This window comes from Spiribacter sp. 2438 (assembly GCF_009676705.1).
GTDB lineage: Bacteria > Pseudomonadota > Gammaproteobacteria > Nitrococcales > Nitrococcaceae > Spiribacter.
Genome location: NZ_CP046046.1, coordinates 1450105 through 1470507, shown reverse-complemented (window position 1 = coordinate 1470507; position 20403 = coordinate 1450105). Strand labels below are relative to the sequence as shown.

The following is a 20403-nucleotide window of genomic DNA, read 5'->3' as shown; positions in this document are numbered from 1 at the left end:
ACTGCGGACATTTATGTTACCGACACTCTGGTTCCGTCCTGCCAATCTCGTGTGCCCTGAAACTCTTGCCGGGCTCACGCGCCTCAGAGTCACGCCGACCGCGCAGCAGGGTGGTCAGCAGTGAGCACCAAGATCGAAGTCAAAAACCTTTTCAAGGTCTTCGGCCCCAATCCGGCGGAGGGAATGCGTCTGCTTGATGATGGGCTCGACAAGGACGCGATCTTCGAGAAGACCGGCAACACCGTTGGCGTTCGCGACGCGTCATTTTCCATCCAGGAAGGCGAAATTTTCGTGGTGATGGGCTTGTCCGGCTCGGGCAAGTCGACGATTGTGCGCATGCTCAACCGGCTCATTGATGCCACAGCCGGTCAGGTCCTGATCGATGGCCGTGACGTGAACTCCCTGCCACAGAACGAACTCATTGAACTTCGTCGGCACGACATGAGCATGGTGTTCCAGTCGTTCGCGCTGATGCCGCATCGAACGGTCCTGCAGAATGCGGCCTTCGGGCTCGAGGTTGCCGGTGTGGATCAACAGACCCGTGAAGAACGGGCCATGAAAGCCCTTGAACAGGTCGGGCTGAAAACCAATGCCCAGAGCTATCCGGATGAGCTCTCCGGCGGCATGCAGCAGCGTGTGGGCCTGGCTCGGGGTCTGGCGGTGGATCCTTCCATCATGCTGATGGACGAGGCCTTTTCCGCGCTTGACCCACTGATTCGCACGGAAATGCAGGACGAACTGGTTGCCCTGCAGCGCGAAGATCGACGGACCATCGTTTTTATTTCTCACGACCTGGACGAGGCCATGCGCATCGGTGACCGGATCGCCATCATGCAGGGCGGCGCCGTGGTTCAGGTGGGCACGCCGGAAGAAATTGTTTCCAACCCCGCCAATGATTACGTCAGATCGTTTTTCTACGGGGTTGATGTGACCCAGGTTTACTCGGCGGCCGATATCGCCGATCGGCGCCAGGTCACCGTGATCGAACGGCCAGGGGTGAGCATGCGCTCGGCCCTGGAGCGACTCCATGCTGCCAATCGGGATCTCGCCGTGGTCCTGGATCAGGACCAGAAATACCAAGGGACGGTGACGGCCGAGTCGCTGGCGGCACAGATTGATGCCAACGGCGAACCCCGTTACAGCGAAGCGTTCGTGGACGAGGTCGAGGCCATCGACGCCTCAACGCCCCTTTCGGAGGTGGTCACCCGTTCAGCCGCCAACCGCCATCCGCTGCCGGTGGTGGACGATCAGGGCCAGTACCTGGGCAGCATCACCCGGGCTGCCGTCCTGCGAATGCTCGATCGCTCAGGAGAAGGATAAATGGCCACGGATCTCAGAGACCTCATCAGCATTCCCATCGGCGACGTGGTTGAGCGGGGCGTGGATTGGGTGCGGGACAATCTATCCGGACCGCTGGACGGGTTTGCCGCTTTTGTCGGGCTGATTGCCGACGCCCTTGAGGGAGCGCTGCTTTTTCTGCCCGACTGGGTGCTGGCGCCGCTCATTATTGCCCTGGCCTGGTGGCGGGTGGGGTGGCGCTTTGGCCTCTTCGCCCTGATCGCCATGCTGGTCATTGCGTCCATGGGGCTCTGGCGCGAAACCATGCAAACCCTGGCACTGGTGATCGGCGCCAGCCTGATTGCGCTGGCAGCGGGGCTGCCGCTGGGGATCGCCATGGCGCGGCGTGACGCGGTCGAGTCAGTGGTGCGCCCGATCCTGGATTTCATGCAGACCATGCCGCCATTCGTCTATCTGATTCCTGCAGCGATCTTCTTTGGCCTGGGTAAAGTGCCTGGCACCATTGCCACGGTGATCTTCGCCATGCCGCCGGCGGTGCGGCTGACCAACCTCGGGATCCGTCAGGTGAGTCAGGAGAACGTCGAGGCAGGACTGGCATTCGGCTGTACCAGCCGCCAGCTGCTCTACAAAGTCCAGATACCCCTGGCCATGCCTTCCATCATGGCGGGCATCAACCAGACCATCATGCTGGCGCTTTCCATGGTGGTCATTGCCTCCATGATCGGAGCCGGCGGCCTCGGCAACACGGTGCTGACCGGCATCCAGCGTCTGGACGTGGGCCTTGGATTCGAAGGCGGCCTGGGGGTCGTCATCCTTGCCATCCTGCTGGATCGCCTGACCCAGAGTCTCGGGCTGCGCAAGCGGCGTAAATGACCGCCGGCGCAGCCTGCCTAACACCCCCCGTGCGCGGGGATCTTGTGAAGCAGAAGAGGAGAACCTCGATGTCGAACAGAACATCGCGCATGTTGTTAACCGGTGCACTCGGTCTCGCCATGGCAGGCGGCGCCAGTGCTCAGGATGACACCATTGAGTTCGGCTGGACCGCCTGGTCAGATGCGGAGTTCATGACCCGACTGGCAGCTCAGCTGGTTAATGATCACACGGACTACTCGGCAGATATGGTGCAGACGGATATTGCGCCGCAGTTCCAGGGGCTGGCCACCGGTGATATCGATGCCATGCTGATGGCCTGGCTGCCAGCGACTCACGAGGAGTATTACGAGGGCGTTGCCGATGACGTTGAGAACCTGGGTGTTCTCTACAACTCGGCACGCCTGGGCTGGGCGGTCCCCACCTATGTGCCCGAGGACCAGCTCTCGAGCATCGAAGATCTCACCGACGACAGTGTCCAGGCAGAGCTCGGCGGCACCATCACCGGTATCGATCCGGGAGCCGGGCTGACCTCGCTCTCCGAGCAGGCGCTGGAAACCTATGGTCTGGATGACTACACCCTGCAGACCTCCAGCGGGGCCGGCATGACCGCGGCGCTGGATCGTGCCGTTGGCCGTGATGACTGGATCGTGGTCACCGGCTGGAGTCCGCACTGGAAGTTCGGTGCTTACGAATTGCGTTACCTGGAAGACCCCGAGGGCGCGCTGGGTGGTCCTGAGCGGGTTCATGCGCTGGGACGGGCTGGCTTCGACGCCGACTATCCGGAGATTTCGGAGATGCTGAGTCGAATGTACGTGCCCATTGATGAGCTACAGGACTACATGTTCGAGGCCAGCGAGACATCCTTTGAGGAAGCGGTTAGTGCTTACATTGATGATAATCCGGATCGGATTCAGTACTGGTTGACCGGCGAGCTTTGATCCGACTCGCGGATGTTTCAGCCGCTGGCTGATCTCAACGCCCCGCCCCCCGGCGGGGCGTTTTTGTTTTAGGATCGCGTCATGATTTTTCGGCGTCCCAAAAGGCCTGACGTTTACGGGGATGATCCGGGGGCCCGGCTGGCTGCGGTCACCGAAGGCCGGGTCGGACAGAATGCATTGCGTCGGCTGGTGGTGCACGACAGCGATGTCGCCGTCCGGGAAGCAGCGGTCAGGCGGCTCAGGGATCTGGTGCTGCTTCGGCAGCTGCTGGAAACGGCGTCTGAACGGCGGGTTCGGGAAGCCGCGCGTGGGCGGTATCGGCAGCTGATCGCCGGTGGCGACGATCTCGAGCTCGAATACCGGCAGGCAGCACTCAGGGCTTGCGAGGACCGGCAGATACTGGCGCATGCGGCGCGTAGTGCGCGGGAGCCAGCCCTGCGCATAACCGCTCTGGAGCGAATTAATGACCGGCCGTTACTGGCTGAGGCTGCCGCTCATGATCCGGACTCCGCGGTTCGCGATGCCGCGTCCCGCTGCCTGAGTGGTCTGCCGCATTGATGGTTCAGGGCCCTGAGGCCGATTCGATTGGCAATGTCGTCAGCTCATAGTGGCCGTCGTCGGCTTTTAGGACACTGCCCTGGGTGAACCAGTCTCCGAGGACAATTCGCTGCCGGTTCTTTTGATCCACCTCATGGTCATGGAAGGCGGGTCGATGGGTGTGGCCGTGAATCAGCCGCCGGGCATCGAATGCCCGGAATCGGTCCGCCACGGCCTGCTGGTTGACGTCCATGATGGATTCCGTCTTCTCGGCGATATCGTCGCTACTGCGGGAACGCGCGGCCTGAGCCTGAGCCAGTCGTTCCGCCACCGGCAGGGCCAGGAATTGCGCTTGCCAGGTCGGGTTGCGCACCTGGCGCCGAAACGCCTGATAGCTGTGGTCATCGGTGCACAGGGCGTCGCCGTGCTCCAGCAGGGTGGGTGTGCCGTCAATGGTCACCAGAGTGGGTTCGGCCAGCAGCCGGGCACCGGCATCGCGGACAAAGGCCTCTCCCAGCAGGAAATCGCGGTTGCCATGCATCAGAAAGATTTTCGTGCCGTGATCTGACAGCGACCGCAGGGCCGGCGCCACGGGCTCGTCCGGCGGACGGGCGTCGTCACCAATCCAGGCCTCGAAGAGGTCGCCGAGGATGAACAGCGCCGAGGCTTCACGGGCCGGGCCCGCCAGGAAATCCAGAAAGGCGGCCAGGGCACCGGGTCGGCTCGGATCCAGGTGCAAATCGGCGATAAACAGAAGGGGTCCCTGATCCGTCTGGTAGTGATGGTGCTGCATGGCGCCAAAGATGGCGCTCTCCGCGGCTGCATGCAAGCGGGGCATCCATTACCATGACCGGTTATGACGGCCACCCCGGTAAAAACACGGTTTGCCCCCAGTCCCACCGGGCGGTTACATCTGGGTAACCTGCGCACCGCGCTCCTCAACTGCCTGCTGGCTCGCCATCATGGCGGTGGATTCCTGTTGCGGGTGGAGGACAGCGATCTGGCACGCAACAAGGCCGATGGCGTTGCCAATCTGCAGGCGGATCTCCGCTGGCTCGGCCTGACTTGGGATGAGGGTCCCGGCAGCGGGCAGCCGGCGTCCGACTGGCAGCAGTCGGCCCGTGGAGCGATCCACGATCAGGCGGTGGACCAGTTGCTGGATAACGGCCTGGCCTACCCCTGCTTCTGCAGCGCCGAGCGTCTTCAGTCGCTGCGTGCGGAGCAGAAGAAAGCGGGTCTCCCGCCCCGCTACGATGGTCATTGCGCCGGGATTCCCGCCGACGTCGCGGCGGCGCGGCTGGCCGCTGGAGAGAGCGCCAGTATCCGGCTGCGAATGCCCGGGGACGGCACCATTGGCTTCGATGATCTGGTTCGGGGGCGGCAGACATTTTCCGTCGAAGCGCTCAGCGATCCGGTCATTCGCCGCGCCGATGGTTCGGCGGCCTTCCTGCTCGCCAATGCGGTGGACGACGCTCAGATGGGCATTACCCACGTCATTCGGGGCGAGGATCACCTCAGCAATACACCGCGCCAGATCGTCCTGCTTGAGTCGCTGGGTCTCGAGGCACCCGGTTACGGGCATGTGGGGTTGGTGGTGAATACCGATGGTACGCCGCTCTCCAAACGCACCGGAGCGGCCGGCGTTGACGAGCTCGCCCGGCAGGGTTACCGGCCGGAGGCCGTGATTAACTATCTGGCACGCCTCGGCGGCTCGATCCCCACCGACGAGTTACACAGCCTCGAGGCGCTGGCGGCGATGTTCACGGTCCGGGGCCTCAATCGGGGTCCGGCCCGGTTCGATCGCGCGCAGCTTGATCACTGGCAGACAAAGGCCATGGCCCACCTGACCACGGATGAACTCGGTGACGCCGCGGCGTCAGCCGGCGTGCCGGCGGACCTGCAGGTCTCGTTCACGGCGCTGGTCCATCCCAATTTGAAAACGCTGGCGGATGTTGATGACTGGGCCCGTCGGCTCTGCGATTCGGGAGCGGAAGTGCTGGACCCGGCGGCGACGCCTGCCGAAGACCTGGCCTTGATCATTGAAGCTTCACCGGCGTTTTTTCTGGCGGCACGCGATGCACTGGATGCCTGTTCCACGTCTGACTGGGCCACCGTTCGCCCCGCGCTCGAGGCGGCCACCGGTACCCGTGGGGGTCGCTTGATGAAGCCATTACGATTGGCGCTCACCGGGCTCGGGTATGGCCCGACCATCGGCGAAATCATTGAATTCATGCCTGCGGCCACGCGCCGGGCGCGGCTGGCTCATGCGGCGGAGCTGGCCACCACGGGAGTCCCACCGAATGCTTGAGATCCACAACAGCCTCACCGGCCGCCAGGAGGTTTTTCGTCCCATTGACCCGCCCCGGGTGGGGCTCTACGTCTGTGGGATGACGGTGTATGACTACTGCCATCTGGGTCATGCCAGGGCCATGGTGGTATTCGACATGGTGGTTCGGCGGCTGCGGGCGATCGGCTATGACGTGCGCTATGTCCGCAATATCACCGATATCGATGACAAGATCATCCAGCGGGCCGCCGAAGTCGGTGAACCCATGGAGGCCCTGACCGCACGGTTCACTGCCGCCATGCACGCCGATGCCGATGCCCTCGGCTGTCTGAGGCCGGACGAAGAGCCCCGCGCCACCGGACACATGCAGGGCATTATCGACATGATCAGCCAGCTCATCGAGGGCGGTTATGCCTATCAGGCCGGTGGTGATGTCTACTATGCCGTCACCCGATTCCCGGATTATGGCGCCCTCGCCGGCAAACAGCTGGAAACCCTGCGAGCCGGTGCCCGCATCGCACCCGGCGAGCTTAAACGTGACCCGGCGGATTTCGTGCTCTGGAAAGCGGCGAGGGAGGGTGAGCCAAGCTGGCCCTCTCCCTGGGGTGATGGTCGACCTGGCTGGCACATTGAATGCTCTGCGATGTCCACCCATTGCCTGGGAAACCATTTCGACATTCATGGCGGTGGCATGGATCTCAAGTTTCCCCATCACGAAAACGAGATCGCCCAGTCGGAAGCCGCCACCGGAGAGTGCTTCGTCAATTACTGGATGCACAACGGCCATGTGCGTATCGACGACGAAAAGATGTCCAAATCGCTGGGTAACTTCACCACGGTTCGGGATATTCTCGCCGCCCATGATGCCGAGGCGGTCAGACTGTTCCTGCTGTCGACGCATTACCGGAGTCCGCTCAATTTCACGCCGGACGGGCTGGTTCAGGCACGCAATGCCCTGGCGCGCCTTTACACCGCCCTGCGGGGGGCAGCCTCGGGCAATGAGGCACCGGAAGAGGCCTTTCGGAGCCGCTTCGAGGCCGCCATGGATGACGACTTCAACACCCCGCTGGCGCTTTCCGTGCTTTTCGATCTCGCCCGGGAGATTAATCGTGCTCGGGATGACGGCCGTCAGGAGCGGGTCACGGTTCTGGCGGATACCCTCCGCCAGCTAAGCTCGGTTCTGGGGCTCCTGTGCCGCCCGCCGGAGGATTTTCTGACCGGTTCGGCGGGAGACGTGGAGCTCGGCGCTGAGAGCATTGAGGCATTGATCGAAGAGCGGGCTCGGGCCCGGCGGGAAAAGGATTTTTCCCGAGCGGACGCCATTCGCGATCAGCTGCAGGCGGACGGCGTGGTGCTCGAGGACAAGCCCGATGGCACACTGTGGCGCCGCGAGGGCTAGGTCCGCCGAGATCTAGCGACGCGAGCGCACCCGGGGTGCGACCCGCGCGACCTTGACCCGATTCTCCTCGGTCTGCAGAACGGTTACCGGATGCTGGTCGATGAGCATACTGGTGCCGGGTTCCGGAATGGTCTCCAGTTTTTCGAGGATGAGGCCATTCAGTGTCTTCGGCCCGTCCGCCGGCAACTGCCAGTTCAGGAGTCGTTTCAACTCCCGGACACTGGCGCTGCCCGCCGCCAGGTAGGTGCCGTCATCTTCCGCCTGGATATCGCTGATCAGCTCCGCCGGGTCGGTGGTGAAGTCCCCCACGATTTCCTCGAGGATATCGTCCAGCGTCGCCAGCCCGACAATTTCACCGTACTCATCCAGCACCAGCCCAAGCCGTCGCCGCTGCACCTGGAAGTTACGCATCTGGACATGCAGACGGGTGCCCTCGGGAATGAAGTAAGGTTCCTGAAGCTGAGCCACAAGTTGTTCCCGGTCCAGGTCGCCCTCAAGCATGGCGGCAAGCACCCGCCGCACCGGCAGAATGCCGCGCAGATGATCAATGCCCCCGTCCCAGACAGGCAGTCGTCGGTACTCGGAGTCGATCACCATCTGGCGGATCCGCTCCCAGTCATCCTCAAGATCGATGCCCGCCACTTCGTTCCGCGGGATCATGATGTCTTCCACCGTGGCCTGGTCCAGGTCGAGAATGCTGAGCAGCATGCCCTGATGTCGCTGCGGAATCATCGCGCCAGCTTCGTTAACCACCGTGCGGAGCTCCTCCCGGCTCAGTGCCGACTGTGGTCCGTCCGTGGGGCTGACACCCAGCAATCTCAGCAGGCCGTTGGCCAGGGTGTTGGTGAGCCAGACCAGCGGATAGAGCATTTTCAGCAGCGGTCCCAGCACCAAAGCCGCCGGGAAGGCGACGCGCTCCGGCCTGAGCGCGGCGAGGGTCTTCGGCGCCACTTCGGCAAAGATCAGGATGGTCAGGGTCAGCAGGCCGGTGGCGGCCGCCAGCGCTGCTTCACCGCCCAGACGCAGGGCGATCAGCGTAGCCACGGAGGACGCGGCTATGTTCACGAAATTATTGCCCAGCAGAATGATGCCAATCAGCCGGTCGGGTCGCTGCAGCAGGCGCTCGGCACGGTGCGCGCCTCGGTGTCCGCTTCGGGATAAATGACGCAGGCGATAGCGGTTCAGCGTCATCAGCGCGGTCTCGGAACTGGAAAAGCAACCCGAGAGGATGATCAGCAGGAGCAGGATGGAGAACAGCAGGGACAGCGGGATGGTATCCACAAGGGTAAGCCTCAGCGGCCCAGAATCACTTCCAGGACGATTTTACTGCCGAAGTAGCCGACCGCCAGCAGCGAGAATCCCACCAGCGTCCAGCGAATCGCCATCCGGCCCCGCCAGCCGGCGCGCTGTCTCCCGATCAGCAGCGCGGCGAAGACCACCCAGGCCACCATGGACAGGACCGTTTTATGGCCCAGATCCTGGGCGAACAGATTGTCGACGAACAGCCAGCCGGTAACCAGCGCCACGGTGAGCAACAGAAATCCCGTGGCGAGCATTTGAAATAGCAGACTTTCCATGCTCTGCAATGGGGGCAGCAAGCCGATAACCGAGCCGGCCTGACGCTGCTTGAGCCGGGATTCCTGCCAGGAGAGCAGCAGGGCCTGAGCGGTGGCGAGCCCCAACACGGCATAAGCCAGCACCGAGCTGATGACATGGATGTCCACGGCGCTGCCCAGCGGGACCAGCGACTGACCCGGTACACCCGGCAGGCCAGCAGCCAGTGCGGTCAGCCCCGCAAAAGGAAAAACCAGGAGGCCAAGGCTGTGAACCGGATGACGGCTCACCGCCAGCAGGAGCATCAGTGTCATCAGCCAGCCGGTCAATGAGGCGGCATTGAGCACCGACAGGTTAAGGCCGTCGGCGGTCCAGCTGTGTTGCCAGAGCAGGGCGGTATGCAGAATCGCCGCCGGCAGGGCGAGAATGATGCCAAGGCGCTGGGCATGACCCACCGCCGACGCGCCCCGGACACTGAGAATCAGGGCCGTGAGCGCCGCTGCATAGAAGCCAACGGTGAGGATCAGGAGCATCGCGTGCATCTGGGAAAGTCTGTCACAGAACCCCCGGCCGTTCGAGCAAAAACCGGGCGGCCGGTCGGAGTGCACTGATACACTGGCGTCCGGATCAAAGACAACGAGGGTGGAGGCGTCAAACGCCATGTTCAGCAATCTGAGTGATCGCCTCGAGGCCATTGGCAAGCGCATCAAGGGCAAGGGGCGACTCACCGAGGACAACATCCGGGACACGCTGCGTGAAGTGCGCATGGCGCTGCTCGAGGCGGACGTGGCGTTGCCGGTGGTCAAGGACTTCATCGAGCAGGTGCGCGAGCGGGCCCTGGGTGCCGAGGTCATGAAAAGCCTCTCCCCGGGGCAGGCCTTCGTGAAGATCGTCCACGACGAACTGGTTCGGGTCATGGGCGAGAGCAATGACGCCCTGGACCTCAGTACGCGGCCTCCGGCGGTGGTGGTGGTGGCGGGCCTTCAGGGTTCCGGAAAAACCACCAGCGTGGCCAAGCTCGGGCGTCTGCTGGCGGAACGGGACAAGAAAAAGGTCCTGACGGTGTCGCTGGATAATCAGCGACCCGCCGCGATTGATCAGCTGCAGCGGCTGGCCGAGCAGGTGGGCATGGGGTTCCATCCGACCGATCCCAGCGTTGATCCGGCGGCCACCGCCCGCGAGGCCCTGGACCAGGCGCGGCGTGGCTACTACGACGTATTGCTGGTGGACACCGCCGGTCGACTGCACGTGGACGACACGATGATGGCCGAGATCCGCCGGGTGCACGAAACCCTTGATCCGGTGGAAACCCTGTTCGTGGTGGACAGCATGACCGGTCAGGATGCGGCATCCACGGCGCGGGCTTTCGATGAAGCGCTGCCCCTAACCGGCGTGATCCTGACCAAGGCGGATGGTGACGCCCGCGGCGGCGCAGCCCTGTCCATCCGTCATATCACGGGCAAGCCGATCAAGTTTCTGGGTGTTGGCGAAAAGACCGACGCCCTCGAGCCGTTCCATCCCGACCGGCTGGCTTCCCGCATTCTGGGCATGGGTGATGTGCTTAGCCTGGTCGAGGAGGTCGAGCGCAGCGTCGATCGGGATCAGGCGGAGCGCATGGCCGGCAAGATGCGCAAGGGCAAGGGCTTCGATCTCGAAGACATGCGTGAGCAGATGCAGCAGATCTCGAAGATGGGTGGCATGGGCGGACTCATGGACAAACTGCCGGGCATGGGTCAGATGAGTGAACAGGTGGCCCAGCAAATGGATGACTGCCAGGTGCGCCGTCAGATCGCGTTGATTAATTCCATGACACCCGCGGAACGACGTCGCCCCGAGACATTGAATGGATCACGCAAGCGGCGCATCGCGGCGGGCAGCGGCATGCAGGTGCAGGATCTCAATCGACTGCTCAAGCAGCATAAACAGATGCAGAAGATGATGAAGCAGTTTAAAAAAGGTGGCATGAAAAAGATGATGCGCCAGTTCGGCGGCGGCGGTGGCGGATTTCCCCCGGGCGGAGGGATGCCGCCGGGTGGAGGATTGCCGCCGGGGCTTGGCGGGCGCTAATCGCCCCGGTACACTTGCCGGTTTACCGATCGGCCGAACAGACAACTCAGGAATAAGCATGGTTACGATTCGACTGGCGCGGACGGGCGCGAAAAAGCGTCCCTTCTACCACGTGGTGGTTACCGACCGTCGCAGTGCGCGTGACGGGCGCTTCATCGAGCGGCTGGGGTTCTTCAACCCGGTCGCCAACGGGCAAGAAATCCCGCTGCGTCTCGACCTCGCCAAGGTGGACCGCTGGCTGGAGCAGGGCGCTCAACCCAGTGACCGGGTCGCGCAGCTCATCCGTCAGGCTCGCCGCGGTGCCCAGGCCGAGGCCTCGGAGAGCGCCTGAACAACCAATGACCAGGGACGATGATGGCGCTTCGGGCGACGTCATCGTGCTCGGTGAGGTCGTCGGCGCTCACGGCGTTCGCGGAGAAATCAAGGTTTACTCCGCGACTCGGCCTCGCGAAAACATTTTTGATTATTCCCCCTGGCGGCTCGAGAGCAGCGGAGAATTCCGGTTTCGAGCATTGATTCGGGGGCGCCGGCAGGGCAAAGGGCTGGTGGCGCAGCTTGAAGGCATCGACGACCGCGAAGCCGCGCTCAGTCTGCGGGGTAGCCGGATCGGGGTGCTTCGATCCCAGTTACCGGCATTGGACGATGAGGAATATTACTGGGCGGATCTGCAGGGAATGCAGGTTATCACCCGGCAGGGTATCGATCTGGGGATCGTCACCGGGCTGATGGAAACCGGCGCCAACGATGTCATGGTCGTGCGTGGGGACCGGGAGCGACTGATTCCCTACGTGCCCGATCGGTACGTCGTGTCGGTTGACGCCGCGGCCGGGGTCCTCGAAGTTGATTGGGATCCGGAGTTCTAGGCGCCGTGCGGTTCGATGTGGTGACGCTTTTCCCGGAGATGATCCGGACGCTCTTCGAGCACGGGGTCGTGGGGCGGGCTGCCGACTCGGGCCGGGTTCGACTGGAAACGTGGAATCCTCGGGATTACGCCACGGATCGGCACGGCACGGTGGATGACCGGCCCTACGGCGGCGGGCCCGGGATGGTGATGAAGGTCGAGCCGGCGCGCACGGCCATACGCGCTGCCCGTGAGGCGGCTCAGCCGGCGCCGGTGGTGTATCTCACGCCGCAGGGGCGACCGTTGACCAGCGGTGTCGCCGCGGAACTCGCGGGCCGGGAGCGGTTGATCCTGCTCTGCGGGCGCTACGAGGGCGTCGATGAGCGACTCATCGAGCTTGAGGTGGATGAGGAGTTGTCCGTCGGGGACTATGTCCTGAGCGGCGGCGAGCTGCCGGCGATGGTGGTGATGGACGCGGTCTCCCGGCTGGTCCCGGGAGTGCTCGGACATGAGGAGTCGGCGGCTCGGGATTCGTTTGCGGGTGGGCTGCTGGACTGGCCGCACTACACGCGCCCGGAGGTTGTGGACGGGCGGCCGGTGCCGGAAATCCTGACCAGCGGCGACCACGGGGCTGTCGAGCAGTGGCGTCGGCGGCAGGCGCTGGAAAAGACATGGATAAAACGTCCTGATCTGCTGGAGCATCAGGATCTGAATGAGAAAGAACAGGCCATGATCGCGGCCTGGAGCCGGGATCAAAACGACTGAGTTAACAGGGGATACCGATATGAGCAACATTATCGAACAGCTGGAGCGCGAGCAGGTCGAACAGACCGGCCGGTCGCTGGATGACATCAACCCGGGCGACACCGTGCTGGTCAATGTCTGGGTGCGCGAGGGTAACCGTGAGCGGACCCAGCCCTTCGAGGGTGTGGTCATCGCCAAGCGCAACCGTGGACTGAACTCGTCCTTTACCCTGCGTAAGGTCTCCCACGGCGAGGGCGTCGAGCGGGTTTTCCAGCTCCACAGTCCGCTCATCGAGAGCATCAAGGTCAAGCGTCGTGGCGACGTGCGCCGGGCCAAGCTTTATTTCCTGCGGGAGCGTCGTGGCAAGGCCGCGCGGATTCGCGAGAAGGTTCGCGCCAAGGGCAGCGACAAGCGCTGATTCCGGCCGGGGCTGCGCTAGAGCGGGCTCTCGGCGTCATTCATCCCCATCAGGTAGAGCACGCCATCCAGCCCGATGGTGGATATGGCCTGGCGGGCGCTTCGCTGGACCACCGGCTTGGCATGAAAGGCAATGCCCAAGCCGGCGGTCCTCAGCATGGGCAGGTCGTTGGCGCCATCGCCCACGGCAATCACCTGGGAGAGCTCAATCCCCATCTCCCCGGCCAGTGACTGAAGCACCGCGGCCTTGCGGTCGCCATCGATAATGTCCCCCACGACCCGACCCGTGAGCCGGCCGTCCCGGATTTCAAGCTGATTGGCGTGCACCGTGTCCAGGCCCAATCGGGTCTGAAGACGGTGGCCAAAATAGTCAAAACCACCGGAGATCACCGCGGTTCGATAGCCAAGCACCTGTAGGGTCTTCAGCAGGCGTTCGGCGCCCTCGGTCAGCGTCAGGCGGCGAGCGACGGTCTCCAGAACCGCGGCCTCCAGCCCTTCCAGCAAGGCTACCCGTCGCTGAAGGCTCTCCCGGAAGTCGATCTCACCCTGCATGGCGGCTTCGGTCACCGCGGCGACTTCCGTGCCGACGCCGGCTTCGCGTGCCAGTTCGTCGATGACCTCCTCGCGGATGAGCGTGGAGTCCATGTCGAACACCACCAGCCGGCGATTGCGGCGATAGAAGTTGTCCTCCTGGAAAGAAATGTCGATGTCCATTTCCTGAGAGATGGAGAGAAACTCCCCCTTCATCGCATCGGCATCTTCCGGCTCGCCGCGCAGGCTCAGTTCAAGGCAGGCCCGGCTGCTGCTGTCCACATCGTGAAGCGGGCTGCGGGCGGAGAGACGCACAATGTCCTCGATGTTTAGGCCGTTGGCGGTGGTCACCGCGGCGATGCGCGCAATTTGCGATGCCGTGACACGTCGTCCCAGCAGTGTCAGGACATATCGCGGTTTTTTCTCGCCACCCACCCACTGCTGATATTCCGCGTGGCTGACAGGCTGGAATCGCACCCGCAGCTCAAGCTGGTGGGCCTTGAACAGAAAATCCTTGAGCGCGGCCGCGGCGGCCGTCCCCCCGGGAAGCTTGACCAGAATGCCCAGGGCGAGATTCTCGTGGACCATGGCCTGGCTGATGTCCAGCACCCGGACTTCGTAGTCGGCAAGGATCTCCATTAGCGCCGCCGTGACCCCGGGACGGTCACTACCGGCAATGTTGATCAGGATGATTTCGCTATGGTTTTCCGACTCGGCCATTGATCTCGCTCTCCAGGGTTCAGGCGCGCTATTGTAGGGCAAAACGTCACGGGAGCTCAGACACATGGCTGATGAAAATTCGACGGATGACCGTCAGTGGCGTGAGCAGTTGACGCCAGAGCAATACCGGGTCACACGGCAAAAGGGAACGGAACCTCCCTTTTCCGGAAAATTCAATGATTTCAAGCAGGCAGGCGTTTACGCCTGTGTCTGCTGTGGCGCGGAGCTTTTTGACAGCGAGCAGAAGTTTGACTCCGGGTCCGGCTGGCCGAGTTACTGGGCGCCAATCACTGAGCAGTCCGTGAGCACCGAGTCGGACCACAGCCTGGGCATGCGGCGAACAGAGGTGCTCTGCGGGCGTTGCAATGCCCATCTCGGCCACGTCTTCCCGGATGGCCCGCCACCCACGGGGCTTCGCTATTGCATCAACTCCGTCGCACTGACGTTTTCGCCCCGGGAGGCGGGCGGTTGATGGTTGTCGCAGTGCACGATCGGCCGGTATGATAAAAAATTCGGGCAAAACACTGATTTAAGAGATGTAATCATGCAGGAACCGGCGCCATTCAGCGAAGCCGACAAGGCCGAGACCACCGCCGAGAAATCGGCGGCATCCGTTCATCCCCGCGCAGGCGAGTCCATGAGCGGTGCCGAGATGGTGGTTGAGGTGCTCGCCCAAGAGGGGGTCGATACCGTCTTCGGCTACAGTGGCGGCGCCATTCTGCCGACCTACGACGCGGTCTTTCGTTACAACGAGCGCGAGCGGGGCGATGCCGATGCCGATTCCATGCGTCTGGTGGTCCCGGCCAACGAACAGGGTGCCGGCTTCATGGCCGCTGGCTATGCCCGCAGCAGTGGCAAGGTCGGTGTCTTTCTGGTCACTTCCGGACCGGGTGCCACCAACACCGTCACGCCCATTCGGGACTGCATGGCCGATTCCGTGCCCGTGGTGCTGATCACCGGACAGGTGGCTCGCAGTGCCATGGGCACCGATGCCTTCCAGGAGGCGCCCATCGTCAACATCATGGGCAACTGCGCCAAGCACGTGTTCCTGGTGACTCGCCCCGAGCAACTCGAAGACACCATCCGCACCGCCTTCGAGGTGGCTCGCTCCGGGCGACCCGGCCCGGTGGTGGTGGATCTGCCGAAGGATGTGCAGAACTGGGTGGGCGAGTTCAAGGGCAGTGGCCTGCTCGGGATTCGCGGCTACCGGCAGCGCATGGAAGGGCTGCGCCAGTCCACCGTGCCCGACGCCAAGGCGGAACGGTTCTTTGAAATGCTGGCCGGGTCCAGTCGCCCACTCCTCTATGTCGGCGGTGGTGCGATTCATGGTGAAGGCAGCGAAGCCGTGTCGGCCTTCGCCCGGGAGTACGGTATTCCCAGCGTCAGCACCGTGATGGGGCTTGGCGCCGTGGACACCAAAGACGATCTCCATTTGCACATGCTCGGCATGCACGGCACGGCCTATGCCAACTACGCCGTCGAGGACTGCGACTTCATCATTGCCGTCGGTTCGCGTTTCGATGATCGGGTGGCGGCGAAGGCCGAGCTGTTTGCGCCGCTGGCGGAGCATGTCGCGCATATCGACATCGATGCCGCTGAAATCGGCAAGGTTAAAAAAGTGGACTGGTCCCACGTGGGTGAAGCCGGTGCCACGATGGCTCAGTTGCTCGCCCACGGGCGTGAAAAAGGCTTCTCCAAGGACCTTGCCCGCTGGGGGGATCACTGCATGGCGCTGCGGGAGCGCCACCCCATGCGTTACAAGGAAGATGGCCCGCTCATTCAGCCCCAGGCGGTGATGGCCAAGCTGAATGACATCACCGGCGGCGAAGCCATCGTCAGTACCGGTGTCGGCCAGCACCAGATGTGGGCCGCCCAATATCTGGATTTCCGCCGGCCCCGGTTGTGGATGACGTCGGGCTCCATGGGGACCATGGGCTTTGGCCTGCCGGCGGCCATCGGCGCTCAGTTCGCCAACCCGGATGCCCTGGTGATCGATGTGGACGGCGACGGAAGCCTGCGGATGAATCTGGGTGAGATGGAAACCGTCACCACCTACGATCTGCCGGTGAAGGTGTTGTTGCTCAACAACAACGGCGACGGCATGGTCCGCCAGTGGCAGAAGCTGTATTTCGATGATCGTTTCTCGGGCAGTGACAAGTCGCTTTTCAAGAAGGATTTCATCAAGGCGGCCGAGTCCGACGGCTTTGAGTTCGCCCGCCGGGTGAGCGACCCCGAGGAGCTGGGCGCGACGCTTCAGGCCTTCGTCGACTTTCCGGGGCCGGCATTTCTCGAGGTGATGATTGACCCGGACGCGGGTGTCTACCCGATGGTGGGCCCCGGGATGGGCTACAAGCAGATGGTCACCGGGGAGTACATCCCCAGCCGGGAAATTCCAACCATCGGTCGGGGTGGGCGCATTGATGTCGACCCGTCCGAGGCTTTCTAGGCGCCACCACCGACTCCGCTGATTCACGACTGCCATTGAAGTGCGCTGGATCCGCCCCGATCACTGATGGGGGCGGGCCACTGACGTATGACGGAAAAAGCAATGAGCGAAACACAAACCACCGAAACCCACGAGTTCCAGGCGGAGGTCCGGCAACTGCTGGACCTGATGATCCATTCGCTGTATAGCAACCGGGAAATCTTTCTTCGCGAGTTGATCTCCAATGCAGCGGATGCCGCGGATCGTCTTCGATTCGAGGCATTGCAGGACGAACAGTTATTCGAGGACGACCCCGAGCCACGGGTGCGGATTGCCGTTGATGCCGAGGCCCGCACCCTCACGGTGTCGGACAACGGCATTGGCATGAATCGCACCGATGTGATCGACAACCTGGGAACCATTGCCCACTCCGGCACCCGTCGGTTTCTCGATTCTCTTACCGGTGATGAAAAGCACGACGCGCAGTTGATCGGTCAGTTCGGCGTCGGATTCTATTCCGCGTTCATCGTCGCTGATCAGGTCAGGGTGCTGACCCGACGGGCCGGCGATGCGGCCAGCGAGGGCGTGCAATGGGAGTCGGACGGCAAGGGCGCTTTCCGTCTGGAATCGAGTCCGCGGGAGTCCCGTGGCACCACCATCGTGCTTCATCTGGCCGAGGGTCAGGATGAATTTCTGGACACGACGCGATTGCGCAGCATTATCCGGCGCTATTCCGATCACATCGCCATCCCCATCCAGCTTGAGGATGATCAGGGCGGGGCGGAGACCATCAATCAGGCGTCAGCGCTGTGGATGCGGCCCAAGGGCGAGCTCAGTGATGAAGACTATCAGGCGTTCTATCGGCAGCTGACTTTTGACACCGAGGCACCGCTGCGCTGGATTCATAACAAGGTGGAAGGTGATCAATCCTACGCGTCACTCCTCTACATCCCGGCGCAACGGCCCTTTGATCTCTTCGAGCCCGAATCGGGCCATGGGCTGCGCCTGTACGTCCGGCGCGTGTTCATCATGGAGGACAAGGAGCACCGGCTGCTGCCCCGGTACCTGCGCTTCGTTCGCGGCGTGGTTGACTCCGAGGACCTGCCGCTCAACGTGTCCCGGGAAATTCTTCAGCAGAATCGGCAGGTGGATCGGATTCGGGCGGCCTCCGTCAAGCGGGTGCTGGATACGCTGGAGCGGATGGCGGCCGACGATGTGGACAGCTATGCCCGCTTCTGGGAGGCCTTCGGCACCGTTCTCAAGGAAGGCCCGGTGGAAGACCCGGCCAATGCCGAACGCGTGGCCGGTCTGCTGAGATTTCATTCCACCGCCGATGAAAACGCTCCCAGCGTCACGCTGGCGGACTACGTCGAGCGGATGAAACCGGGGCAGAAGGCGATTTATTACCTGACCGGCGAGAGCCTGGCGGCGGTGCGAAGCAGCCCGCATCTGGAGGTGTTCCGCAAACGGGACATTGAGGTCCTGCTGCTGGCCGAGCCGGTGGACGAGTGGTTGATGGCTCACCTGCCAGCCTATGGCGAAACCCCTCTGAAGGCCGTTCCCAAGGGGGACCTGGAGTTGGACGAGATCGGCGATGACGATTCGCCGACTCCGGCCGCGCCGGAGCCCAGCGAGGCCGTCGGCCAGCTGATCGAGCGCCTGCAGGGGCAGCTGGGCGATCGGGTTTCCGAAGTCCGTGCCAGTGCCCGTCTGACCGATTCTCCCGCCTGTCTGGTCGTGGGGGAGCACGAATTCGGCATCAATATGCAGCGCATGTTGCAGGCGGCCGGGCATGATCTGCCGGCCCAGCGCCCGGTTCTGGAGATCAATCCGGACCATTCCATCATCGAGCGTCTCGCCAGCGATGAGTCCGCGCCGCTGGAGGAGTGGGCCGTTCTGCTGTTTGAACAGTCGGTACTCATGGAAGGCGGGCGCCTGGAGGATCCCGCCGCTTTTGTTCGCCGCATGAACCGGTTGCTGAACTGATGGCCGGACCACCCGGGGCGGAGGCCGCCTTCGAACTCAAGGGCCGCATGGCCACCTTGAGCGTGCTTCAGCTAAAAAGTCCGGATGTCCGCCATATCCTGGCTCAACTCGACGACAGACTGAGCGAGAGCCCGGGCTTTTTTACCGGTATGCCGCTGATCCTCGCCCCGGCAGGTGACCTGGAGCTCACCACCGATTTCCTGGCAGAGCTCGTCCCCGCCTTGCGTGAACGGGGCCTCTGCCCGGTGGCGCTGGCGGATACGGACCCGGCCCTGGCTGACCCGCTGGGTTTGGGGGTGATGCGCAACCCCGGTGCCTCACGTCCGGCAAAGGAGCGCGCCGCGTCGGCGTCAGCACCGGCCAGGTCGCTGCCGTCCGGAGGGCCTTCAAAGCTCGTCACCCAACCCATTCGCTCGGGGCAGCAGGTTTATGCCCGCGGCGGTGACCTGGTAGTGGCCGCGCCGGTGAGCGCGGGTGCGGAGTTGATGGCCGATGGACATATCCATGTCTACGGCACGCTGCGGGGGCGTGCGCTCGCCGGCGTGCAGGGCGATCGGAATGCGCGTATCTTCTGCAGCGAACTCAAGGCAGAACTGATCGCCATCGCGGGCGAATATCTGCTGAGTGAGCACATGGACGCCGGGCTTCGTGGAGGGCCGGTGGTGGCATGGCTGGAGGGTGACGCCCTGCAGCTGGCAGCGATCTAGAGTCGGGAGGTGAATGTGGCGCGGATCGTCGTGGTGACATCAGGCAAGGGGGGCGTTGGCAAGACGACCACCAGTGCGGCTTTTGCAGCGGGGCTGGCTCAGGCAGGGCATCGGACCGTGGTTATCGACTTTGATGTCGGCCTGCGCAACCTGGACCTGATCATGGGCTGCGAGCGCCGGGTGGTCTACGACTTCGTCAACGTCATCAACGGCGAAGCGAATCTCAATCAGGCGCTGATTCGCGACAAACGGACCGAGGGCCTCGAGATCCTGCCGGCTTCCCAGACCCGGGATAAGGATGCACTGACCGTCGAGGGGGTCGAAGCGGTGCTCAAGGAGCTCTCCCGCACCCATGACTACATCGTCTGCGACTCGCCGGCCGGCATCGAGCGTGGTGCTCATCTCGCCATGTATTTCGCCGACGATGCGCTGGTGGTCACCAACCCCGAGGTTTCCTCGGTCCGCGATTCCGATCGGGTGCTCGGGCTGCTGGCCAGCAAGACCCGTCGGGCTGAAAATGGTGAGAGCCCGGTGCAGGAGCACCTGGTGGTCACCCGGTATGCGCCATCCCGGGTTGGCAAGGGGGAAATGCTGAGTGTTGAAGACATTCAGGAGATCCTGTCAGTGGATCTGCTGGGGGTGATCCCTGAGTCCACCGCGGTGCTGAATGCCTCCAATGCCGGCGTGCCGGTGATCCTCGAGGATAAAACCGACGCCGGCCAGGCCTACGCGGACGTGGTGGCTCGATACCTCGGTGAAGAGCGGGAACACCGGTTCCTGGATGAAAAGAAAGGCCTCTTCGGCCGACTGTTCAAAGGCTAGGTCCATGGGTTTTCTGGATTACTTTCGATCCGAGAAAAAGCGCAGCGCCTCGCTGGCGAAAGAACGCCTGCAGGTGATCGTTGCTCGAGAGCGCGGCCACCGCGGTGGGCCGGATTACCTGCCGGCGCTGCAGCAGGAGATCCTGAATGTGGTCCGGCGCTACGTTGAGGTGGAAGAGGACGCCGTGAAGGTTCAGGTGGAGCGCGAGGGTGACTGTGAAGTCCTGGAGCTCAACGTCACGCTTCCGGAAGAGTGA

General features: G+C 63.1%; 21 protein-coding genes. 17 read left to right on the top strand and 4 right to left on the bottom strand.

The window, feature by feature from the left end:
- Nucleotides 1–120 precede the first annotated feature (120 nt).
- From proV to GJ672_RS07240, 4 genes are all read left to right on the top strand, one after another.
- On the top strand, nt 121–1320 hold the full coding sequence (proV, locus tag GJ672_RS07255) for a glycine betaine/L-proline ABC transporter ATP-binding protein ProV (RefSeq protein WP_154296562.1): 1200 nt from the start codon (nt 121–123) through the stop codon (nt 1318–1320).
- Nucleotides 1321–2172 carry a proline/glycine betaine ABC transporter permease gene (locus tag GJ672_RS07250; protein WP_154296561.1) on the top strand — a complete coding sequence of 284 codons (852 nt, stop codon included), beginning with the start codon at nt 1321–1323 and terminating at the stop codon, nt 2170–2172.
- Nucleotides 2173–2240: 68 nt separating this feature from the next.
- The gene (locus GJ672_RS07245) at nt 2241–3110 is read left to right on the top strand and encodes a glycine betaine ABC transporter substrate-binding protein (protein ID WP_154296560.1); all 870 of its coding nucleotides are present in this window, start codon (nt 2241–2243) and stop codon (nt 3108–3110) included.
- A gap of 81 nt (nt 3111–3191) precedes the next feature.
- Complete coding sequence (locus GJ672_RS07240; RefSeq protein ID WP_154296559.1) at nt 3192–3668, top strand: hypothetical protein; 477 nt, start codon at nt 3192–3194, stop codon at nt 3666–3668.
- Nucleotides 3669–3672: 4 nt separating this feature from the next.
- Here GJ672_RS07240 and GJ672_RS07235 read toward each other — a convergent pair whose 3' ends face one another.
- Nucleotides 3673–4476, bottom strand: coding sequence for a UDP-2,3-diacylglucosamine diphosphatase (locus tag GJ672_RS07235; RefSeq protein WP_229381851.1), 804 nt, complete (start codon nt 4474–4476; stop codon nt 3673–3675).
- Nucleotides 4477–4503: 27 nt separating this feature from the next.
- On the opposite strand from GJ672_RS07235, the gene gltX reads away from it, so the two are divergent.
- Both gltX and cysS read left to right on the top strand, forming a co-directional pair.
- Nucleotides 4504–5955 carry a glutamate--tRNA ligase gene (gene gltX, locus GJ672_RS07230; protein ID WP_154296558.1) on the top strand — a complete coding sequence of 484 codons (1452 nt, stop codon included), beginning with the start codon at nt 4504–4506 and terminating at the stop codon, nt 5953–5955.
- On the top strand, nt 5948–7333 hold the full coding sequence (gene cysS, locus GJ672_RS07225; RefSeq protein ID WP_154296557.1) for a cysteine--tRNA ligase: 1386 nt from the start codon (nt 5948–5950) through the stop codon (nt 7331–7333). Before gltX ends, cysS begins: the two co-directional genes overlap by 8 nt.
- A 12-nt stretch (nt 7334–7345) precedes the next feature.
- On the opposite strand, the gene GJ672_RS07220 is transcribed toward cysS, so the two are convergent.
- Nucleotides 7346–8614, bottom strand: coding sequence for an HlyC/CorC family transporter (locus tag GJ672_RS07220; protein ID WP_154296556.1), 1269 nt, complete (start codon nt 8612–8614; stop codon nt 7346–7348).
- Between the two features lie 11 nt (nt 8615–8625).
- The gene (locus tag GJ672_RS07215) at nt 8626–9429 is read right to left on the bottom strand and encodes an inner membrane protein YpjD (RefSeq protein WP_154296555.1); all 804 of its coding nucleotides are present in this window, start codon (nt 9427–9429) and stop codon (nt 8626–8628) included.
- A 118-nt stretch (nt 9430–9547) separates the two neighbouring features.
- Here GJ672_RS07215 and ffh point away from each other — a divergent pair, with 118 nt between their 5' ends.
- Genes ffh through rplS form a run of 5 tightly spaced genes read left to right on the top strand, consistent with a single transcriptional unit; the run spans nt 9548 to nt 12957 of the window.
- Nucleotides 9548–10954 carry a signal recognition particle protein gene (gene ffh, locus GJ672_RS07210; RefSeq protein WP_154296554.1) on the top strand — a complete coding sequence of 469 codons (1407 nt, stop codon included), beginning with the start codon at nt 9548–9550 and terminating at the stop codon, nt 10952–10954.
- Nucleotides 10955–11012: 58 nt separating this feature from the next.
- Nucleotides 11013–11285 carry a 30S ribosomal protein S16 gene (rpsP, locus tag GJ672_RS07205; RefSeq protein ID WP_154296553.1) on the top strand — a complete coding sequence of 91 codons (273 nt, stop codon included), beginning with the start codon at nt 11013–11015 and terminating at the stop codon, nt 11283–11285.
- A 7-nt stretch (nt 11286–11292) separates the two neighbouring features.
- Nucleotides 11293–11817, top strand: coding sequence for a ribosome maturation factor RimM (gene rimM, locus GJ672_RS07200; protein WP_154296552.1), 525 nt, complete (start codon nt 11293–11295; stop codon nt 11815–11817).
- Nucleotides 11818–11822: 5 nt separating this feature from the next.
- Nucleotides 11823–12560 (top strand): tRNA (guanosine(37)-N1)-methyltransferase TrmD, encoded by a 738-nt coding sequence (trmD, locus tag GJ672_RS07195; RefSeq protein WP_154296551.1) that lies wholly within the window; start codon nt 11823–11825, stop codon nt 12558–12560.
- A 19-nt stretch (nt 12561–12579) separates the two neighbouring features.
- Nucleotides 12580–12957 carry a 50S ribosomal protein L19 gene (rplS, locus tag GJ672_RS07190; RefSeq protein WP_154296550.1) on the top strand — a complete coding sequence of 126 codons (378 nt, stop codon included), beginning with the start codon at nt 12580–12582 and terminating at the stop codon, nt 12955–12957.
- Between the two features lie 17 nt (nt 12958–12974).
- On the opposite strand, the gene serB is transcribed toward rplS, so the two are convergent.
- Entirely contained in the window at nt 12975–14207 is a 1233-nt protein-coding gene (serB, locus tag GJ672_RS07185) for a phosphoserine phosphatase SerB (RefSeq protein ID WP_154296549.1), read from the bottom strand.
- Between the two features lie 64 nt (nt 14208–14271).
- Here serB and msrB point away from each other — a divergent pair, with 64 nt between their 5' ends.
- The 6 genes from msrB to minE all read left to right on the top strand — a co-directional run bounded on the left by msrB (nt 14272) and on the right by minE (nt 20403).
- Nucleotides 14272–14679, top strand: coding sequence for a peptide-methionine (R)-S-oxide reductase MsrB (msrB, locus tag GJ672_RS07180; RefSeq protein ID WP_154296548.1), 408 nt, complete (start codon nt 14272–14274; stop codon nt 14677–14679).
- 72 nt (nt 14680–14751) lie between these two features.
- On the top strand, nt 14752–16653 hold the full coding sequence (gene ilvB, locus GJ672_RS07175; RefSeq protein ID WP_154296547.1) for a biosynthetic-type acetolactate synthase large subunit: 1902 nt from the start codon (nt 14752–14754) through the stop codon (nt 16651–16653).
- A 102-nt stretch (nt 16654–16755) separates the two neighbouring features.
- Nucleotides 16756–18618, top strand: a complete 1863-nt coding sequence (gene htpG, locus GJ672_RS07170) for a molecular chaperone HtpG (protein WP_154296546.1) — start codon at nt 16756–16758, stop codon at nt 18616–18618.
- Complete coding sequence (gene minC, locus GJ672_RS07165; protein ID WP_154296545.1) at nt 18618–19325, top strand: septum site-determining protein MinC; 708 nt, start codon at nt 18618–18620, stop codon at nt 19323–19325. Before htpG ends, minC begins: the two co-directional genes overlap by 1 nt.
- 15 nt (nt 19326–19340) lie before the next feature.
- Nucleotides 19341–20147, top strand: a complete 807-nt coding sequence (minD, locus tag GJ672_RS07160; protein WP_154296544.1) for a septum site-determining protein MinD — start codon at nt 19341–19343, stop codon at nt 20145–20147.
- Nucleotides 20148–20151: 4 nt separating this feature from the next.
- Nucleotides 20152–20403 (top strand): cell division topological specificity factor MinE, encoded by a 252-nt coding sequence (gene minE, locus GJ672_RS07155; RefSeq protein WP_154296543.1) that lies wholly within the window; start codon nt 20152–20154, stop codon nt 20401–20403.